17 protein-coding genes are annotated in these 16,604 nt (G+C 71.7%); 12 read left to right on the forward strand and 5 right to left on the reverse strand.

The genetic code is table 11. From position 1 onward, the window contains the following. The first annotated feature begins 64 nt into the window (after nucleotides 1-64). The 12 genes from ACWD02_RS14955 (at nucleotide 65) to ACWD02_RS15010 (ending at nucleotide 13,078) form a co-directional block, all read left to right on the forward strand. Nucleotides 65-1,408: a hydroxymethylcytosylglucuronate/cytosylglucuronate synthase gene (locus ACWD02_RS14955; RefSeq protein WP_451209580.1), complete on the forward strand. Its 1,344-nt coding sequence runs from the start codon at nucleotides 65-67 to the stop codon at nucleotides 1,406-1,408. Continuing rightward, nucleotides 1,401-2,387 (forward strand): cytosylglucuronate decarboxylase, encoded by a 987-nt coding sequence (gene blsE / locus ACWD02_RS14960; RefSeq protein ID WP_451209582.1) that lies wholly within the window; start codon nucleotides 1,401-1,403, stop codon nucleotides 2,385-2,387. Before ACWD02_RS14955 ends, blsE begins: the two co-directional genes overlap by 8 nt. Continuing rightward, complete coding sequence (gene blsF, locus ACWD02_RS14965) at nucleotides 2,375-3,298, forward strand: CGA synthase-related protein (RefSeq protein ID WP_451209586.1); 924 nt, start codon at nucleotides 2,375-2,377, stop codon at nucleotides 3,296-3,298. Before blsE ends, blsF begins: the two co-directional genes overlap by 13 nt. Before the next feature lie 32 nt (nucleotides 3,299-3,330). Beyond that, entirely contained in the window at nucleotides 3,331-4,506 is a 1,176-nt protein-coding gene (blsG, locus tag ACWD02_RS14970; protein WP_451209588.1) for an arginine 2,3-aminomutase, read from the forward strand. Beyond that, on the forward strand, nucleotides 4,503-5,681 hold the full coding sequence (locus ACWD02_RS14975) for a DegT/DnrJ/EryC1/StrS family aminotransferase (RefSeq protein ID WP_451209590.1): 1,179 nt from the start codon (nucleotides 4,503-4,505) through the stop codon (nucleotides 5,679-5,681). The genes blsG and ACWD02_RS14975 overlap by 4 nt, the downstream gene beginning before the upstream one ends. Further along, on the forward strand, nucleotides 5,678-6,922 hold the full coding sequence (locus ACWD02_RS14980; RefSeq protein ID WP_451209593.1) for an ATP-grasp domain-containing protein: 1,245 nt from the start codon (nucleotides 5,678-5,680) through the stop codon (nucleotides 6,920-6,922). The genes ACWD02_RS14975 and ACWD02_RS14980 overlap by 4 nt, the downstream gene beginning before the upstream one ends. A gap of 48 nt (nucleotides 6,923-6,970) precedes the next feature. Then, nucleotides 6,971-8,245, forward strand: coding sequence for an MFS transporter (locus ACWD02_RS14985; protein WP_451209596.1), 1,275 nt, complete (start codon nucleotides 6,971-6,973; stop codon nucleotides 8,243-8,245). Nucleotides 8,246-8,468: 223 nt separating this feature from the next. Further along, a complete protein-coding gene (locus ACWD02_RS14990) occupies nucleotides 8,469-10,349 on the forward strand; it encodes a hypothetical protein (RefSeq protein WP_451209598.1) in 1,881 nt (626 codons plus the stop codon). Nucleotides 10,350-10,397: 48 nt separating this feature from the next. After that, entirely contained in the window at nucleotides 10,398-11,027 is a 630-nt protein-coding gene (locus tag ACWD02_RS14995) for a class I SAM-dependent methyltransferase (protein WP_451209601.1), read from the forward strand. A 10-nt stretch (nucleotides 11,028-11,037) separates the two neighbouring features. Continuing rightward, nucleotides 11,038-12,039: a thymidylate synthase gene (locus tag ACWD02_RS15000; RefSeq protein ID WP_451209604.1), complete on the forward strand. Its 1,002-nt coding sequence runs from the start codon at nucleotides 11,038-11,040 to the stop codon at nucleotides 12,037-12,039. Beyond that, the gene (locus tag ACWD02_RS15005) at nucleotides 12,036-12,557 is read left to right on the forward strand and encodes a nucleoside 2-deoxyribosyltransferase (protein WP_451209607.1); all 522 of its coding nucleotides are present in this window, start codon (nucleotides 12,036-12,038) and stop codon (nucleotides 12,555-12,557) included. The genes ACWD02_RS15000 and ACWD02_RS15005 overlap by 4 nt, the downstream gene beginning before the upstream one ends. A gap of 149 nt (nucleotides 12,558-12,706) precedes the next feature. Continuing rightward, nucleotides 12,707-13,078, forward strand: a complete 372-nt coding sequence (locus ACWD02_RS15010) for a VOC family protein (protein WP_451209609.1) — start codon at nucleotides 12,707-12,709, stop codon at nucleotides 13,076-13,078. Between the two features lie 13 nt (nucleotides 13,079-13,091). Here the strand turns inward: ACWD02_RS15010 and ACWD02_RS15015 are convergent, their stop codons facing one another. The 5 genes from ACWD02_RS15015 to ACWD02_RS15035 form a co-directional block, all read right to left on the reverse strand. Continuing rightward, nucleotides 13,092-13,736 carry an endonuclease gene (locus ACWD02_RS15015; protein ID WP_451209611.1) on the reverse strand — a complete coding sequence of 215 codons (645 nt, stop codon included), beginning with the start codon at nucleotides 13,734-13,736 and terminating at the stop codon, nucleotides 13,092-13,094. A gap of 16 nt (nucleotides 13,737-13,752) precedes the next feature. After that, nucleotides 13,753-14,046 carry a DUF6343 family protein gene (locus ACWD02_RS15020; RefSeq protein WP_451209615.1) on the reverse strand — a complete coding sequence of 98 codons (294 nt, stop codon included), beginning with the start codon at nucleotides 14,044-14,046 and terminating at the stop codon, nucleotides 13,753-13,755. An 84-nt stretch (nucleotides 14,047-14,130) separates the two neighbouring features. Then, nucleotides 14,131-14,616 carry a flavin reductase family protein gene (locus tag ACWD02_RS15025; RefSeq protein ID WP_451209618.1) on the reverse strand — a complete coding sequence of 162 codons (486 nt, stop codon included), beginning with the start codon at nucleotides 14,614-14,616 and terminating at the stop codon, nucleotides 14,131-14,133. Nucleotides 14,617-14,630: 14 nt separating this feature from the next. Continuing rightward, a complete protein-coding gene (locus ACWD02_RS15030) occupies nucleotides 14,631-16,181 on the reverse strand; it encodes an FAD-dependent oxidoreductase (protein WP_451209621.1) in 1,551 nt (516 codons plus the stop codon). A 182-nt stretch (nucleotides 16,182-16,363) separates the two neighbouring features. Continuing rightward, nucleotides 16,364-16,543 carry a hypothetical protein gene (locus tag ACWD02_RS15035; RefSeq protein WP_451209623.1) on the reverse strand — a complete coding sequence of 60 codons (180 nt, stop codon included), beginning with the start codon at nucleotides 16,541-16,543 and terminating at the stop codon, nucleotides 16,364-16,366. Between the last annotated feature and the right edge of the window lie 61 nt (nucleotides 16,544-16,604).

The following is a 16,604-nucleotide window of genomic DNA, read 5'->3' on the forward strand; positions in this document are numbered from 1 at the left end:
TTCCCTCCCCGCACTCACCCGACGGGGCCACACTCCGGCCCCAGCAAGGGAGTTGGTCAGAACGATGCACGGTGTACGCCCTCCGGACCCACTGGACGTCCGGGAGAAACCCGCCCCCGCCCCCGGCGCACACTCCACGGCCACCGAAGCCGGACCGGCCACCGTCGCCGTCGTGGGCGCCGAGTTCGGCTGGGGAAGCTCGGGCAAGCTGAGCGCCGTCCTTGCCGCGCTGCGCGAACGTTCCGCTCGTCCGCTGAGGTTCGTCGGCCTCGCGTCCGGCCTCGCACGCCCACTCCTGGCCCCGCACGCGGTCGACCGCTGGTACGACCTGCCGGTCGGGGGCCCGGCGGGGGAGTGTGCCGATGCCGTGGCGAAGGCCGTGGAGGCGGAGCGGATCGACGCCGCCGTCGTCGTGCTCGACGGGCCGGCGGCCATGGCCCTGGAGGCAGCGGGTGTGCCGACCGTGTTCGTGGACAGCCTGCCGTTCCTGTGGACCGAGGGCGACCTGGCCGATCTTCCGCTGAAGGTCTCCGTCTACTGCGCGCAGCAGTGCGTCGAGTTGCCGCAGGAGTGTCTCGGCGTGCTGGCCTCCGTACGCGAACTGCGCTGGGTCGAGGCCGTGATCGGCGCTCCGCCCGACACCCCCGCGCCCCGGCGCAGCCGGCCACAACCCTTTCGGCGCGCCTTGGTGAACCTGGGTGGCCTGCGCGCCCCCGGCCTCGCCGACTGGACGCGCTATCCGGAGATCGTCGTGCCCGCGGTGCTCGAAGCCCTCGAAACGTATGGGGTCCGTGAGGCCCATGTGGCGGGCAATCTGCCCGCCGATCTCGCCGAGCGGCTCTGCGCGGCGAGCGGCGCGGGCCTGCGCGTCACGGCGGGCCCGCTCTCCCACGGCGAGTTCCTCCACCGGCTCGCGGCCTGCGACCTGCTGCTCACCTCGCCGGGTCTGACCACCCTGCTGGAGGCCGGCAGCCTTTCGGTGCCCACGGTCTGCCTGCCCCCGCAGAACCTCAGCCAGATCTTCAACGGCCGCTTCCACAGCCGGGCCGTGCTCGCCGACGTCAGAGTCGTCTGGCCGCCGTCGGTCTTCGCCGAGAGCGAGGTCCTGGCCCGCCGGTCGCAGGGCGAGGAGGCGGCACTCCGCGTCATCTACGGGGGGATCACCGCCGCTGCCGGGGAGCGCGAGGCCCCGGGCAGCGTGACCGCCGTGCGCGACGGCGTGCTCGAGGCCCTGCGGCGCGCCTCGGAGGGCGCCGTGTGGGGAGGACTCGCCGCCCACGTCGGCATCGGCGGCGCCGCCCAGGTGGCCGACGCCCTGCTCGGCGTACTCGACAGGGAGCCGTTGCCCGGCCCCGCCGGACCCTCGGCTCCGCGTACCGTCCAGGAAGGCATCGACGTACATGACTGAACGTCAGCGCTACCTCTTCATCAGGATCCTGGAAGCCTGCAACGCGGACTGCTTCATGTGCGAGTTCGCGCTGTCCCGCGACACGTTCCGCTTCTCGCCGGAGGACTTCGCCGACCTGCTGCCCAAGGCCCGCGCGGCCGGCGTGGCGTACGTACGGTTCACCGGCGGCGAACCGCTCATGCACCGGGACATCGTCGACCTCGTCCGGGCGGGCACGGACGCGGGCATGAAGATGTCCGTCATCACCAACGGCATGATGCTGCCGAATAAGGCCCCGCGTCTCGCCGAGGCGGGCCTCGCCCAGGTGATCGTCAGCCTCGACGGCGGCTCCGCCGCGACACACGACGTCTACCGGCGTTCCCCCGGCATGTTCGACAACGGCCTGCAAGGGCTGCGCGACGCCGCGGCCCTCGGCGTCCTGCCCCGGGTCAACACCGTGGTCGGGCCGCACAACTACACAGAAATGCCGCAGCTGCAGAAGGTCCTCACCGAGGCCGGCGTCAAGCAGTGGGAACTCTCCGCACTGAAGCTGGAGCGCTCCATCACCTATCCCGACCCCGATCACGTGCGCGCCGTCTGCGACCCGATCTACGACGCCGACCCCGCCACCCACCTCGTGCCCCTCGGCAAGCGCTTCTACGGGGACACCCGCGAGGAGCAGGACCGCTACTTCGCGGAATCGCTGACCCCGCGCGCCTCCGAGCCCCTGTGCCATGTCGTGGACGACGTGATCTACATCGACGGCAAGTACGGGCGCATGTACGCCTGCAGCTGCCTCCCGCACCGCGAGGGGGACGACCTGGGCGGGGCCCCGCTGCGCGAAGGCGGCGCCATCCACCTGGACACCCCGGTCTTCCGCAGCCACGCGGACTTCTTCCGCGAGCGGGGCCCCGACATGTGCGGCGGCTGCTCCACCACGGCCGCCGGTTACAGCGACGACGTCGCACGGCTCGGGGCGGCGGCGCCGTGGCAGTACTGAGCCCCGGCGGGACCGCCCCGCTGCCGTCCGGGCCCGCCCCGCGCCGGGTGCTGCTCGTGACCCGGGACGAGGAACTCGACTCGCTCCTCGCCGGGCGACGGATCGCCGCGCACCTGACGGACCTGGAGCCCACCGCGGGTGACGGACCGCCACCGGACGTGGCCCTGGTCTGCGACGACGACGCCGCCACCCGCCGTCTGCTCGACCTCGGCGTACCGGTGGTGCGGCTCCACTCGGGACACAGCGCCTCCGTCGCCCCCGCGACCGACGGCGCACTGCACCGGGTGCACCGTCCGGGATGGCTCCCGGGGCCGTGGCCCGCCACTCCCGGCGGTGCGCGCGCCACCGGGGTGCTCGCCCCCGCTCGGACGGCTCGCGGGCGGCAGCGCGGCGGCACCCTGCTGTTGCTCTCGCTGTGGGGCGTCCCTGCCGAGGAGGTGGACGCGTACGTCTCCGGGACGCTGCGGCAGCTCGCCGCCGAGGCCGTGCGCCGCACCCAGCGGTGCGAGGTGGTGTGCGACATGCGCGTCGAGAGTGTGCGTGCCACGCTCGCAGGGCTCGACGGCGTACGGGTCCATCGCGCCGCCGACACCGATGTCGACGCCCTGCACGCCGGTACCGAACTGCTCCTGGCCGCGCCCACCCTGGGCGCGGTGGCGCTCGCCCAGGCCCGCCGCGCGCCGCTCGCCTTCCTGCCACCGCTCGGTGACGGGCAGCGCGACCTGGCCGACCGGGTCGCCCTCGCGGTCCCCGTCCCCGTGGCCGCCGACCCGGGCGATCCCTCCCTCTGGGCCCGCGGGGAGCCGGGCGCACCGGACCCGTGGTCCGCGCTCGACGGCGCCGCGGACGACCTGCGGGGCGCCCAGCGCGTCGCCCGCACCCTGCGCCAGCTCTCCCTCGCACCCCTGTGACAGGTCACTCACCCGCAGAACCTGGAGACACCATGCCCCGCACTCCTGGAGCCACAGACGCGGACCGCCACCCCGTACCGGACCGGCCGGGAATCCCCGAGATCACCGAGGCGGAGTGGAACGACTGGCGCTGGCACATGCGCAAGCGTGTCACCAACGTCGACAAGGCGCGGCAGTGGATCAACCTCACCGCCGACGAGGAACAGGCCATCGACAAGTCAGCGGGCAAGTACCGCTGGAGCGTCACCCCGTACTACGCGTCCCTGATGGACCCGGACGACCCCACCTGCCCGATCCGGCAGCAGGCCGTACCCGCGCTCGGCGAGCTCGCGGAGTTCAGCGGTGCCGAGGTCGACCCCGTGGGCGACATGTTCTACCGCAAGACCAACCGGGTGGTGCACAAGTACCCGGACCGCGTGATCATGCTGATCACCGAGGCCTGCCCGGTCTACTGCCGGCACTGCACACGCAAGTTCCACACCACCGACGTCGACGGCAGCTACTTCCGCGACAACGAGGGCGAGTCCTTCGAGGAGGACCTGCGCTACATCGCCGAACACCCCGAGATCCGGGACGTGTTGCTCACCGGCGGCGACCCGCTCTCGTACCGGGACGGCAAGCTGGAGGAGATCATCTCCGGCCTGCGGGCCATCCCCAGCGTGGAGATCATCCGCATCGGCAGCCGCTTCCCCGTCCTGCTGCCGCAACGCGTCACGGACGAGCTCTGCGAGATGCTCGCGCGCTACCACCCGGTCTGGCTGAACACCCACTTCAACCATCCGAAGGAGATCACCCCCGAGTCCGCGGCCGCGGTCGACCGGCTGCTGCGCCACGGCATCCCGGTGGGGAACCAGACCGTTCTCCTTCGCGGGGTCAACGACGACGTGACGACCATGCGCACCCTGATGACCGAGCTCCTGCGCATCAGGGTCAGGCCGTACTACCTCTACCACTGCGACAACGTCACCGGCGTCTCCCACTTCATGACCTCCATCGAGAAGGGCTGGGAAATCATGGAGGGCCTGCAGGGGCACATCACCGGCTTCGGCGTACCGCAGTACGTGCTGACGACGAAGATCGGCAAGATCCCCATCGCCCAGCCGTACTTCTCCCGCGTTCCCGAAGGCCTGCTGCTCCGCAACTACCGAGGCCAGGAGATGGTCGTCGACGCCTCGGTGCACCCCATCACGGAGGCTGACGCGACATGACCCTCGACAAACGGCTCGGACTGCGCTTCCTCCCCTACGGCGCCAACTACCTCGACTGGCCCGACATGCACGAGCTGCGCGCCGCGATCGAGCACGGGGTCCTCTTCCGCTACCAGACGGAGACCGAGAGCGTCGCCTCGCGCCTCGAACGGCGGGTCGGGGAGCGGCTCGGCGCCGGTCATGTGCTCGCGGTGCACAACTGCACCGAGGCGCTGCGGCTCGCTCTGGTCTCCACCCGCCCGCGCGTCGGTGACGTCGTGCACATACCCGCGGTCACGTTCGTCGCGGTGGCGGGCGCGGTGCTCTCCAGCGGGCTCATCCCGGTCCTGGTCGACGTCGACGAGTCGCTCTCCATGGACACCTCGCTGATCCCCGAGGGCGCCCAACGGGCCATCGTCGCCCACATGGAGGGCACGGTTGCGCCGCTGCCCGACGGCGTCCCGTACGTCATCGAGGACAGCGCCCAGGCGCTCGGCGCCACGTTCCCCGACGGGCGGCACACCGGAACCCGGGGTTACGCGGGCACCTTCAGCTTCCACCACAACAAGGTGCTGACGTCGGGCGAGGGCGGCCTGCTCGTCACGAACGACCCGGCCGCCTGGGAGACGATGCGCTGCTATCACGACCACGGCTCCGCGCGGGTGCCCGGCCGCTACCCCACCTGGAACGAGGACGCCTACTACGGCGAGAACCTGGTCACCAGCGAGGAGGTCGCGGCCATCCAGTACCAGCAGTTCCGCCACCTCGACGAGGTGCTCTCCGGCCTGGAGCGCCACCACGCCATCGCCATGCAGGAGTTGCCCGACCGACCCGGACTCGACATCCTGCCCAGGGCGGCGGGCGACGTGAAGATCAGCCTGCGGTTCCGTTGCGAGAGCCGGGAGTTACGCGACGCCGCCGTGTCCGCGCTCACCGAGCGGGGCATCGCGAACTGGACGCTCAACAAGTATCTGCTGCCCGACCACCCCGTGGTCGCCGGACGGCGTTCGCTCTACGCCGACGGTTTCCCCTGGAACCTCGCCCCCGATCAGTCGCTCGCCCTCAGCCGCGACGGGTTCGCCCGCACCAGGGACCTCCTCGACCGCACCCTGTGCGTGCCGCTCTCACCGGAGCTCTCCGAGGCCGAACAGGTCCTCGCGGTCAAGGCGGTCCGCCAGGCGCTGGAGAGCGTGTGAACGCGCCGCCGGTGCTCCTGATGGCGGACGACCGCGCCTCCTCCTTCACCCGGTACGCCGTGGACGCCCTGCCCGGCCGCCTTGTCCTGCTGCGGTTCGCCTCGGCCCGCCAGGACCTCTCGGAGGCATACCTGCGGCAGACCGCGCACGTGCCCGCGTTCTGGGTGAACGAGCGGCTTCCGCTGGAGGCAGAGGCGGCCCGCTACCGCGCCTGGGCCGCCGAACTCCCCGCCGTACCCACCCGGTTCTGCAACCCCTCCGAACCGCGCCAGGACATCGCCCAGCGGTTCGCCGCCCTGGCGGGCCTGCCCCACATGACGGAACGTCAGGTGAGCTGGGTGCGGGACAAGGCGGCGATGAAGGACAAGTTCCGGGAGCTGGGCCTGCTCACCGCCCGGTACGCGCGCGTCTCCACGGCACAGGAGATCGGGGAGTTCGCCGCGCGGTGCGGCTGGCCCGTCGTCCTGAAGCCCGTGGACTCCTTCGCCTGCGTCGACACCTTCCGGCTCACCGGCCCCGAACAGCTGCCGGACGTGGCCCTGGAAGGCCGGTCCTGGCTGGTCGAGGAGCATCTGGGCGGCACCGAGTGGGAGGTGTGCGCGCTCATCCACGAGGGCGAGGTGCTCGACGCGTGGCCGAGTGCGATGCCGTGCCGCCCGCTGGACATCGTCGACGGCGCGATGAACGCCAACATCAGCGTCGCCACCGACGAGGGCCCGCCGTTCGACCTGCGCGGCATGCTCCAGCGGATCGTCACCGGCATGGGGATCGACCACGGGTACGCGCACATGGAGTTCTTCGTCGTCGGTGACGAGGTGTACGCGGGCGAGATCGGGGTCCGGCTCGCGGGCTGCGAGATCACCGCCAACCACGGATACGCCTACGGCTTCGACGTGTTCGGCGCCACGCTCGACGTCCACCTCGGCCGCCGCCCCTTCCTCGACTACTCCGGGCGCCGCTGCGCGGGCGACCTGCTGCTGCCGCTGCCGGGCTCGGGGACCGTGCACCGCATCACCGCCGAGGAGGAACTGCTGCGGCTGCCCGGCGTGGTCAAGAGCGTCCTCAGATACCGCGAAGGGGACCTCGTGGAGGCACGCCGTGCCTCGCACAACGCGTCCGGGTACGTGCACGTGACCGGAGGGTCGATCGCCGAGGTGGAACGGCGCATGCGCGGCGTACTGGACGCCTTCACGATCGAAGTGATCACCCAGACGCCGGCGGCCAGAACGCTTCAGCGCTGAGTCACCCCCCCTCACCGGCCCGCAGCGGGCCACCACGGAACAGGAACCATGGAATCGAAGCCGAACGGTCTTGCCCGCCGTCTCGCCGCCCTGCTCACCCGCCGCCAGATCGCGGGACCCGCCTGGTGGAGCGTGGTCTCCAGGCTGCCCGTCTACCTCATGTCCCTCGCCATGGTGCTCCTCGTGCGCGAACAGGGCGGCAGCTACGCCCAGGCCGGTCTGGTCTCGGCGCTCTACACCGTCGGCATGGCGCTCGGCAGCCCGCTCGTCGCCCGCCGCGTCGACCGGCGGGGCCGCAGGACCGTCCTGGTGCTGACCGGCATCGGCTACCCGGCGGCGCTCGGCGCGCTGGTCTGGGCGACCGAGCCGGGTGACTGGGCGCAGCCGGCGCTCGCGGTGCTCGCCGGTATCGCGCTGCCCCCGGCGAACGCCTGCATGCGCTCGCTGTGGGCGCGGCTGCCGCTGCGTGACGACGAGCGGGAGACCGCCTACTTGTGGGAGGCGCTGCTCACCGAAGTCCTCGTGATCGGGGCGCCGTTGATGCTCGCCGCCCTGATGCTGACGGGCTCCGCCGGGGCCGCGCTGACCACCGTCTCGGTGATCGGCGGCGTCGGGGCGATCGGCCTCGCCTTCACCCGCGTACCCGAGGAAGCCGACGGGAAGACCGCGACGCCGGGCAAAAACGCGGCGGACACGGGGGACGGGACCGGCCGTGGCGGGCTCCTCGGCCCGCTGCGCTCCTCGCCGATGCTCGCGCTGACCGCCGTCATGGCACTCAGCGCCGTGCCCGTCGGCCTGATGACGCTGGCCATCCCCGCCTTCGTCGACGACCACGGCTCACGGGGCAGCACCGGCCTGGTGTACGCCTGCTGGGGCATCGGCAGCGCCCTGGGCGCCCTGTGGCTCGGCCGCTCCCAGTCCGAGGTCGCCGTGCACCTGCGCTTCCCGCGCCTGGTGCTCGCCTTCGCCGTCGGCACCGGTCTTCCGCTGCTCGCGACCTCCCAGCTCACCCTCGCGCTCGCGCTCGCGGTCGGCAGCGTGCCCATCGCGCTCGTCTCCGCCAGCGAGATGTCCCTGGTCAGTCTGCTCGCCGACAGCGACTCCCTCACCGAGGCGTTCACCTGGGCGTCCCTGGCCACCGTGGTGGGGGACGCGCTCGGCCAGCAGGCGGGCGGACTCCTCATGGAACCGGCGGGCCCGCGAGGCGTCTTCGCCGCGGCCTTCGGCACGTCACTCGTCGCCGCCCTGGTCGCCTTCGCCTGCCGGGACCTGATGGGGCGCACGGCAGCGGCCCGCGTGCCCACCGAAGCGGGGGAGCGGTGACCGGGCAGGGGTGGCGTGCCCGCCGCCGGGCGGGCGCTCCGGCCTTGTCGCCGAGCTCCGTGTGTCCCGGCCGGCCGGCGGCCACCGCGTCGCCCGGCCGTTCACCGCCGCCGCGCGTCCCGGCCGGTCACGGGCCATCCCGCGCCCCGGCTATCCCGGAACACTCACCCGCCCGACACATCACTCCTCGCAGGGTCAGCGTAAGAACACGAGGTAACGCTTCATGAAGTCTGCCGTCTCCCGACAGCGCCACGAGCGGTCGTACGCAGCATCGGACAACGCGCTGTTCAGGCCGGTGAAGTACGCCGATCTCCCTCTGGCCGTAAGGGAGTTCCTTGGCGCCCCCGAGCGCACGCCGATCCCCGTCCCGGTCGACGAGCGGGACGACCTGGTCCACAGCGTGGGGCTCGCCTCGCGCCTCTACTCCGGGGTGCGGTGGCCCGAGCCCCTGGACTTCGGCGTCGTGCTCGGCCCCGCCGAACTGGCCGACGGCGTCGTCGATCTGGCCCGCCCGCTCGCCCGCGAGTGGCTCACCGAGGACGACCTCGCCGGCTTCCACGACCGGCCCCCGGGCACGCTCCTGCTGGTGGGCACCTACGCCCGGCTCAACCTCGACCCGGTGCGCCCGCTGCTCCTGGCCACCTACCGGGACGCCCGGCGGGGCCTGTCCCTGCTGAGCGGCCGGGACGGGGCGTCGGTGGCGTGGAACATCGCCAAGCAGTACGCCAGGATCCCCGCGGACCTCGAAGCGCTCGGCCTGTTCACGGACACCGACCGGCCGCCGCGGCTCCCCGGGGTCAAGGTCTTCGACGACCGTGACTTCGAACGGCACGACATCCAGGCCGAGATCCTCGGCACCCGGTGGCGTCGCGTCGTCTTCCAGGGCCACGGCAAGGACGACAGCATCAACCTCGGCGAGTTCACCATCTGCGGCCTGAACGAGACCGCGACCGCCGAGCCCGGTGTGCTGGCCCCCCGCTGCGCCTACGGACTGCCCTGCTACAAGCCCGAGGACAAGCTCGTTCCGCTCAACAAGGTCGAGGCGACGGAACTGGTCCTCAGCGCCTGCAACAGCGGTCCGCTCGCCGACCTCGCGCTCTACGACCCCAAGTACCAACTCCTGCTCAACGCCCTCGACAGCCCCGCACGCACGATCGTGTCCGCCGTCTCCGTGCACGACTCCGACCGGCCCGAGAACGTCGCCTGGATGCGCGCCGCCGCCACCGGGGCGGACTCCGTGGACACCCTCAACGCCAGCCTGGCGGGCTCGCATCCCTACCCCGCGTTCATGCGCTTCGGGCTGCCCGGACAGCCGGAGGACACTCCCGCCCCGCCGCCGCCCTCCGACCACGCGCCCGACCCGCTGGTCCTCACGGTCGGCCGCCGGCTCTCCGCGCTGCTCACGTCGGAGCTGCTGCCGCACAACCACGGCCTGCGCCCGCGCCTGGGCAAGCTCGCCCGCAAGGTGGACCTCCTGGTGGCCCGGCCCACCCACCTCGCGGACCAGTCGCCCGAGGAGATCCGCTCGTCCCTCTCGGCGGACCTGCAGTCCCTCGACCATGTGATCGCCGGACAGGTCTCGGAGAACCCCGAGAACGAGATCATGAACTACCCCGCCCATTTCGGGGACCGCAGCTCCCTGGACCCCGATGTGCACGAGGTGGTCTGCCACTGCGGCCGCCCCGCCCAGGAGTTCGCCCGCCGAGGACTGCTCCCACACATCCTCGACACCCTCTGCGTGGTGTGCATGCGCTGCGGCGACGTCACCTTCCGCGTCCCCGAAGGACCCCGGCTGCTCGCCTACGCCGCCGACGAGGTGGAGCAGGGCGGTGTGCTCGAAGTGCGCGCCTCGCTGACCGCCGCGCGACCCGGCCCCGTACGGCTCGGCCTGTTCCTGCCGAGCTACCTGCGCGACGACACCACCGTGGAACCGGAACGGATCAAGGTGCGGGCCTCCGACGACCGTGCCAGGGACGTCGTGTTCAAGGTGCGGTTCGCGCCCGACACCGCCCCGCAGGCCTACTACTTCACGGTTTTCGCCGTGCAGGACCTCGCTGTCTCGACCGCCCGGCGGCACTTCGGAGTCGTCCCGGGCCACGACTGAAATGGCGCCCCGCCCACCCCGGCACCCACACGACGAAGGACGGCTGTCATGGAGAAGACCCCCGAGAAGAGCCCCGCACCGGACATCCAGCTCATCGACCACGACGGCGAACTGACCCTGAGCATCGGCGGCGAACAGGCCATGCAGGCCTGGGAACGCGACCTGATGTGGGCCAGCGCCGACATGCTCTGCCGCCACGGCAAGGACTTCTACGAGGTGGGCCTCGGCCTCGGGCTCTCGGCCCTGCGCATCGCCGAGAACCCCGCCACCCGCAGCCACACCGTCCTCGAACTCTTCGGGGAGGTCGAAGACCTCTTCCGCGAGCAGCACCCGGAACTGCCCGGCACGCTCTCCATCGAGCGGGGCAACTTCTTCGAGCGGGTCTTCGATCTGGAGACGGAGAGCATCGACGGCATGTTCTTCGACCCCGCGCTCGACATGGAGGTGTGGAAGGACGAGGAACTGTGGCGCAGGACCATGCCGGAGGTCGTCCGCGCGCTGCGACCCGGCGGGGTCTTCATCCCCTTCTTCAGCACCAAGCCCGAGCTGCGCTGGCAGTACGTCGAGCACTTCCGCACCATCCGCGTGGAGCGCCACCCGTACACCGCGTACGACACCACCGAATACACCTACGGCACCTCGGGTGACGCGTACATCCAGTGCTTCTACAAGGACTGACGGGGGTCACGTGCACAGCACCTATGAAACCGTCGAGGACGCCTACCTGACGGAGTTGCGGAGCACCTACCTCGGCGCGCCCTTCCGCAACGCCCCGCGCGGCTTTCCCAGCCGTGAGCGACTGGGCGCCGGATTCCTGGTCCGCCGCCCCGTCCAGCGGCATGTCGCGCTGCCGGCGCGCAGGTCCAACCTGGTCTTCAACTTCGCCGAAGCCCTCTGGTACCTGTCCGGTTCGGCCGACCTGGCGCTCGTCGCCCACTACGCGCCGAGCATCCGCAAGTATTCGTCCGACGGCGCCACCCTGACCGGCACCGCCTACGGGCCACGGATATTCGACTACCGGGGCACGGGCCTCGACCAGTGGCGCAGCGTCATCGACGTACTGGCGGAGGACCCCGACAGCAAACGCGCGGTCGTGCAGATCTTCCACCCGGGCGAGCTGCGCGAGCCGGGCAACATCGACGTCGCGTGCACCCTCGCCCTGCAGTTCATGCTCCGCGAGGGGAAGCTGCACGCAGTCGGCTACATGCGCGCCAACGACGCCTACCGGGGCATGGTGAGCGACGTCTTCTCCTTCACCTTCCTCCTGGAGATGCTCGCCGGCCAGTTGGGGGTCGAGGTCGGGAGCTACGTCCACCAGGTGGGCTCCCTGCACGTGTACGACAGTGACGCCCCGCTCGTGGAACGCGTCCTGCGGGAGGGCGCGGACCATCCGGACCCGGAGCCGTTCCCCACGATGCCCGCCGGGGACAACTGGCCGCATGTGCGCGACGTGCTGCGGATCGAGGCGCGACTGCGCGCCGACCGGCTGCGGCTCGGCCCCGCCGCGCTGCGCGCCCTTGACCTGCCCCGCTACTGGCAGGACGTGACCGGGCTCTTCGAGCTGCACCGCCAACTGACCTTCGAGGCGCGGACGGACCGTGAACTGCTCGACGAACTCCCGCCCCTGTACCGCCGCATGATGCTGTCCCGATTCCCCCGTACCGCTGCCGACCAGGAGGTCTCCGCATGACGATGACACCCGCCCGTGAGCTCGCCGGTGAGCTCGGCGTCAACACCCTGTTCCTCGCGGGGCCCTTCCTCCAGTTGCTCGATCCCGGCACGGGTGAGATGCCGTCGGGGACGCGGGCGCCCTTCGCCTTCTTGATCGAGCACTTCGAGGGGCACGGGTTCAGCGTCCACAACGCGCACCGCCGTGAGGCATGGGGCGCGGAGCTGATGTCCCCCGATCAGTGCACCCCCCTCGACCAGGAGGAGATCCGCAAGGCCGACGTGTTCGTGGCCTTCCCCGGGCTCCCCGCCTCTCCCGGCACCCACATAGAGATGGGCTGGGCCAGCGCCTTCGAGAAACCGATCGTGCTGCTCCTGGAGGAGGGCCAGGAGTACGCGTTCCTCGTCCGCGGGCTGCACGCGGTCGCGACGGTCGAGTACGTCGTCTTCAGCGACCTGGAGTCGTCGCTTCCCGCCATCGACGCGGCGGTACGGCGAGCGGTCGCGCGGCAGCGTGAGGCGCAGAACCAGAGCCGTTGAGAGAGGGAGCCCCCGCCGGCGAACGGGCGGGGGCTCCCCGCGTGCGCCGCGTGCGCCGTAAGGGGCACCGGGGAACCGGTGGGTTTACGGTGAAACCGTGGGGAACCCGATCCCCCTCTGCACGTCGAGACGCGGGAGGCGAACCGCCCATGGCGATCGCGACCTACACCCTGGTTGCGCTGGACTGCCCCGAGCCCGAGCCGTTGGCCCGCTTCTACCAAGCGGTGCTCGGCGGCGAGATCCGGCAGTACGACGAGGACTGGTACGACCTGTACGCCACGGGCGGCGCCCGGATCTCCTTCCAGCGCGCACCGGACCACCGCCCGCCCAAGTGGCCGCAGGCGGAGTCGGATTCGCAGCAGCTGCACCTCGACTTCACCGTCACCGACATGGAGAAGGCGCACGACGAGGTGCTCGCGGTGGGGGCGACACCGCTCGACCTCGACGACCAGGGCGGCGAGCGGGGCTGGCGGGTCTACGCCGACCCGGCGGGCCACCCCTTCTGCCTCTGCCAGGACTGAACAGCCTCAGGAGTCACGCGGAGCCGCGGGCGGCCTGCGCGAGCTTCCGGTCGAGGGCGGCCCGGACGAGCGCCGCGGCGGTCACGCCCGGCTTCTCGTCGCCCGCGAGCCGCAGCAGTGCGGACGTGTCCTCGGGCAGCCCGAGGCGCTCGGCCCCTTGCAGCACCTTGGCGTCGAAACGGGGCGCGTACTCGGTCCACACGTCCTGCACCTCGCGCAGGAAGATGTCCGCGCCGGTGGGCCCGAGACCCGGCACTCGTTGAAGCTGCCGTTTCAGGTCCGCCGCGTCGCCGTCGGCCCTCTCCCGCATCCGGCGCAGGTCCCCGCCCCACTCGTCGAGCACCAGCCGGGCGCCGTCACCGAGCTGGGTCGCGGTCCGTTCGTCGTAGCGCCGGTAGCCGCCGCGTCCCAGGGCGTCGACCCGCTGCTGCCAGGTGGCGTCGGCCATCCGGCGCGGACCGCCCATCCCCGCCTCGTACAGCGCGCGGGTACTCGACACCGCCACGGATGCCCGGATCCGGGCGCTGAGCAGACACGACAGGACGAGCGTGCGATAGAGCGGCTGGGGGGTGTCGGCCGCTTTGATGCCGGCCTCCGCCGCGTACGTCTGCCCGGACGTCCGGAGCAGCTCCCGCATCACAGCCTTCTGGCCGGCCATGTCTCCCCTTCCTGGTTCAGTGCTGTGGGCCGTTGTGGTCCCGGTGGTGGTGGTGCAGGGCCGTGAGGACGGCCAGGGCCAGCAGAGCCAGGATCGCGAAGAGGAGCGCGAGGCCCGCCAAGGCCCAGGGGCTGGGAGGTTCGCCGCTGAGGGAACGCGTCGCCCACACCCCGAAGAGCACGGCGAGGGCCAGGAAGAGCGGCGTGTAGAGGTAGGTGAGCAGGTGGCGCAGACGATGGGCCCGGTGTGTGTGCGGCGCGGTCGCGCCGGCCCGAGGCGGGTCGCGCGGGCCGGGGTGTTCGCCTTTCATGGCCGCCTCCAGCAGCTGAGGGCGCAGGCTGCCGTTGGTCCTTGACAAGCTCCAGGATAGTCCTGCCCGATCGCGGTCCCGGCTTCACGCGGGATGGCCGGGGGAGAGGTCGGAGACGTCGCTCAGGCGGAGCAGCTCCTCGTGCGGCGGCGGGTTCGCACCCGCCTCCACCGGAGTGAGATGAAAGCCCACGTGATCTCCCCAGTCGGCGTGCCGCTCGACCTTGCCGACCCACCAGGCGCAGGAGTCCGTGAGCACGGGAGTCCCGCCCGCGCCCGGCTCCCACCGCACCCGGGCGAACTTGTCCACGCGCTTGCCGCACTCGCCGCCGAACAACTGCGCCAGGTGGTGCTGATCGCGCCTGAGGAGATGCACGCCGAGGAACGCCGCCTCCCGGGCCACCTGATACGTGTGGTTGGCCCGGGAGAGCCACACCACGAAGCGCGGCGGCTCCAGCGCGCACTGCGAGGCGAAGCCGACCAGACAGCCGGCCGGTGCGTCGTCGCCCGCCACCGTCACCACGTACATCGGGTAGTCGAGCCGGTCGGTGAATCCGTCCACAGCCACCAAAGCGACAACCTCTCCTAGGCCGGGGAATCCGGGGTCTCGCGCGGTTCCAGGGGATGCGTGGCCGGGCCGTGCAGGACCGAGCCGTCCGTCGCGAAGCGCGAGCCGTGGCAGGGGCACTCCCAGACGCACTCCGCGTCGTTGAACTGCACCAGGCAGCCCAGATGGGTGCAGCGGGCGGAGAGCGCGGTGGTGTTCCCGCTCTCGTCCCGGTATACCGCGCACCGCTTGCCCTGCACGCGTACGACCGCTCCGCTGCCGGGCGGGATGTCGGTCAGCGAGTCGACGTGGCTGGTGTGCAGCCGGTCACCGACGAAGTGTTTCGCCGCGGACGCCTGATAGGAGACCAGTTGCCCGGCGTCGCGCATCGGGGGCAGCCGCCGCGGGTCGTACAGCTCGGTCCAGGCCGGTCGCGGTCCGCCCGCGATGTGGGCGGTGAGCAGGCGCCCCGCCATCACGCCGTTGCTCATGCCCCAGCCGCCGAAGCCGGTGGCGACGAAGACGTGCTGGGTGCCGGGGTGGGCGTGGCCGACGTACGGCAGCTGGTCGGCGGAGTCGTTGTCCTGCGCCGCCCACCGGAAGGCCTCGCCCTTCTCGGCGAAGTGCGGCAGGTGCTCGCGTGCCCAGGCGTCCAGCCGGTTGAAGCGTTCGCTGACGCCGCCCGTGCCCGGGGTGAACGACTCGCCGGTGACGATGAGCAGCCGGCGCCCTTCGTCGTAGGGGGCGCTGCGCAGCGAACGGGTGCCGCCCTCGGGCGTGATGTACATGCCGTCGGGCGCCGCGTCCGACGGCACGGGCGCCGCGATCACCAGCTCGCGCCGGGGCTTGATCCGGGTGAAGAGCAGGGTGCGGTCGAAGATCGGGTAGTGCGTGGCGATGACCGCGTCGCGTGCGTCGACCGTGATCCCGGACTCCGTGGTGAGCCGGCAGCGGGCGCCGTCGTGCAGCCCGGTGACCCGGGCCCGCTCGAAGATGCGGCCTCCGGCGCGGGTGATGTTCTCGGCGAGGCCCAGCAGGAACTTGCGTGGGTGGAATTGCAGTTGGCCCTCCACGCGGACCGCGCCCGCGACCTCGAAGGGCAGCTCCGTCTCGGTCACGAAGGACGCGTCGAGTCCGGCCCGGCGCGCCGCATCGGCCTCCTGCCGCAGCTCGTCGACGCGTGCGGGGTCTTGCGCGTAGGTGAAGGCGGGGGCGCGTTCCAGCTCCGCGTCGATGTCCAGTTCGGCGCAGAGGGCCGCGGTCCGCTCGACCGCGTCCTGCTGCGAGAGCGCGTACAGCCGGGCGTCGTCGGCGCCGTGTTTGGCCTCGAGGCCGGCATAGATGAGGCCGTGCGCGGCGGACAGTTTGGCCGTGGTGTAGCCGCTCACGCCCGCGGCGATCCGGTCGGCCTCCAGGACGACGACGTCGAGGCCGGCGCGGACCAGGTCCCAGGCGGTGCAGAGCCCGGCGATGCCACCGCCGATGACCGCGACGTCCGCCGACAGATCCGCCTCGGGGGCCGGATAACCGGTGCTGGGGGTGGTCGCGATCCAGTACGACTCGTCGACTGTCCGGTGCTGCGTGGTCATGTCTTCTCCTGGGGGCCGGTAGGGCGCCGCGGCGAGGCCTCGGGACGTGGTCATCACGACGCTGACGCGGACGAGTACCCCCGGCGTGGGATCTCAGTGATCGGCGATTGCGTCGCAAACGCTGCCGAGGGGCGCACCCAAGCGCTTGGGTGCGCCCCTCGGGGCCATGCGCGGTCCGTGCGTCAGACCAGGTCGTCGTCCGTGTCCTGACGACGCTGGGCGCGCTCGGCGCCCTGCTCACGCTCCTGCTGGCGGTGCTGGCCCGGCTGCGCGGGGTCCTGGTCGCGACGGCCCCGCTGCGGGGGCTCCTGCCGGGCGGGGGCCTGACGGGACGGGTCGGCGGACCGCTTTTGCTTGCCCATGAGTTCACTCCTGGTGAGGGCGGATTGGTCCCCTTCAGCGTGACACGCCAGGTAACCCTGC

This window comes from Streptomyces sp. NPDC002853 (genome assembly GCF_053591915.1).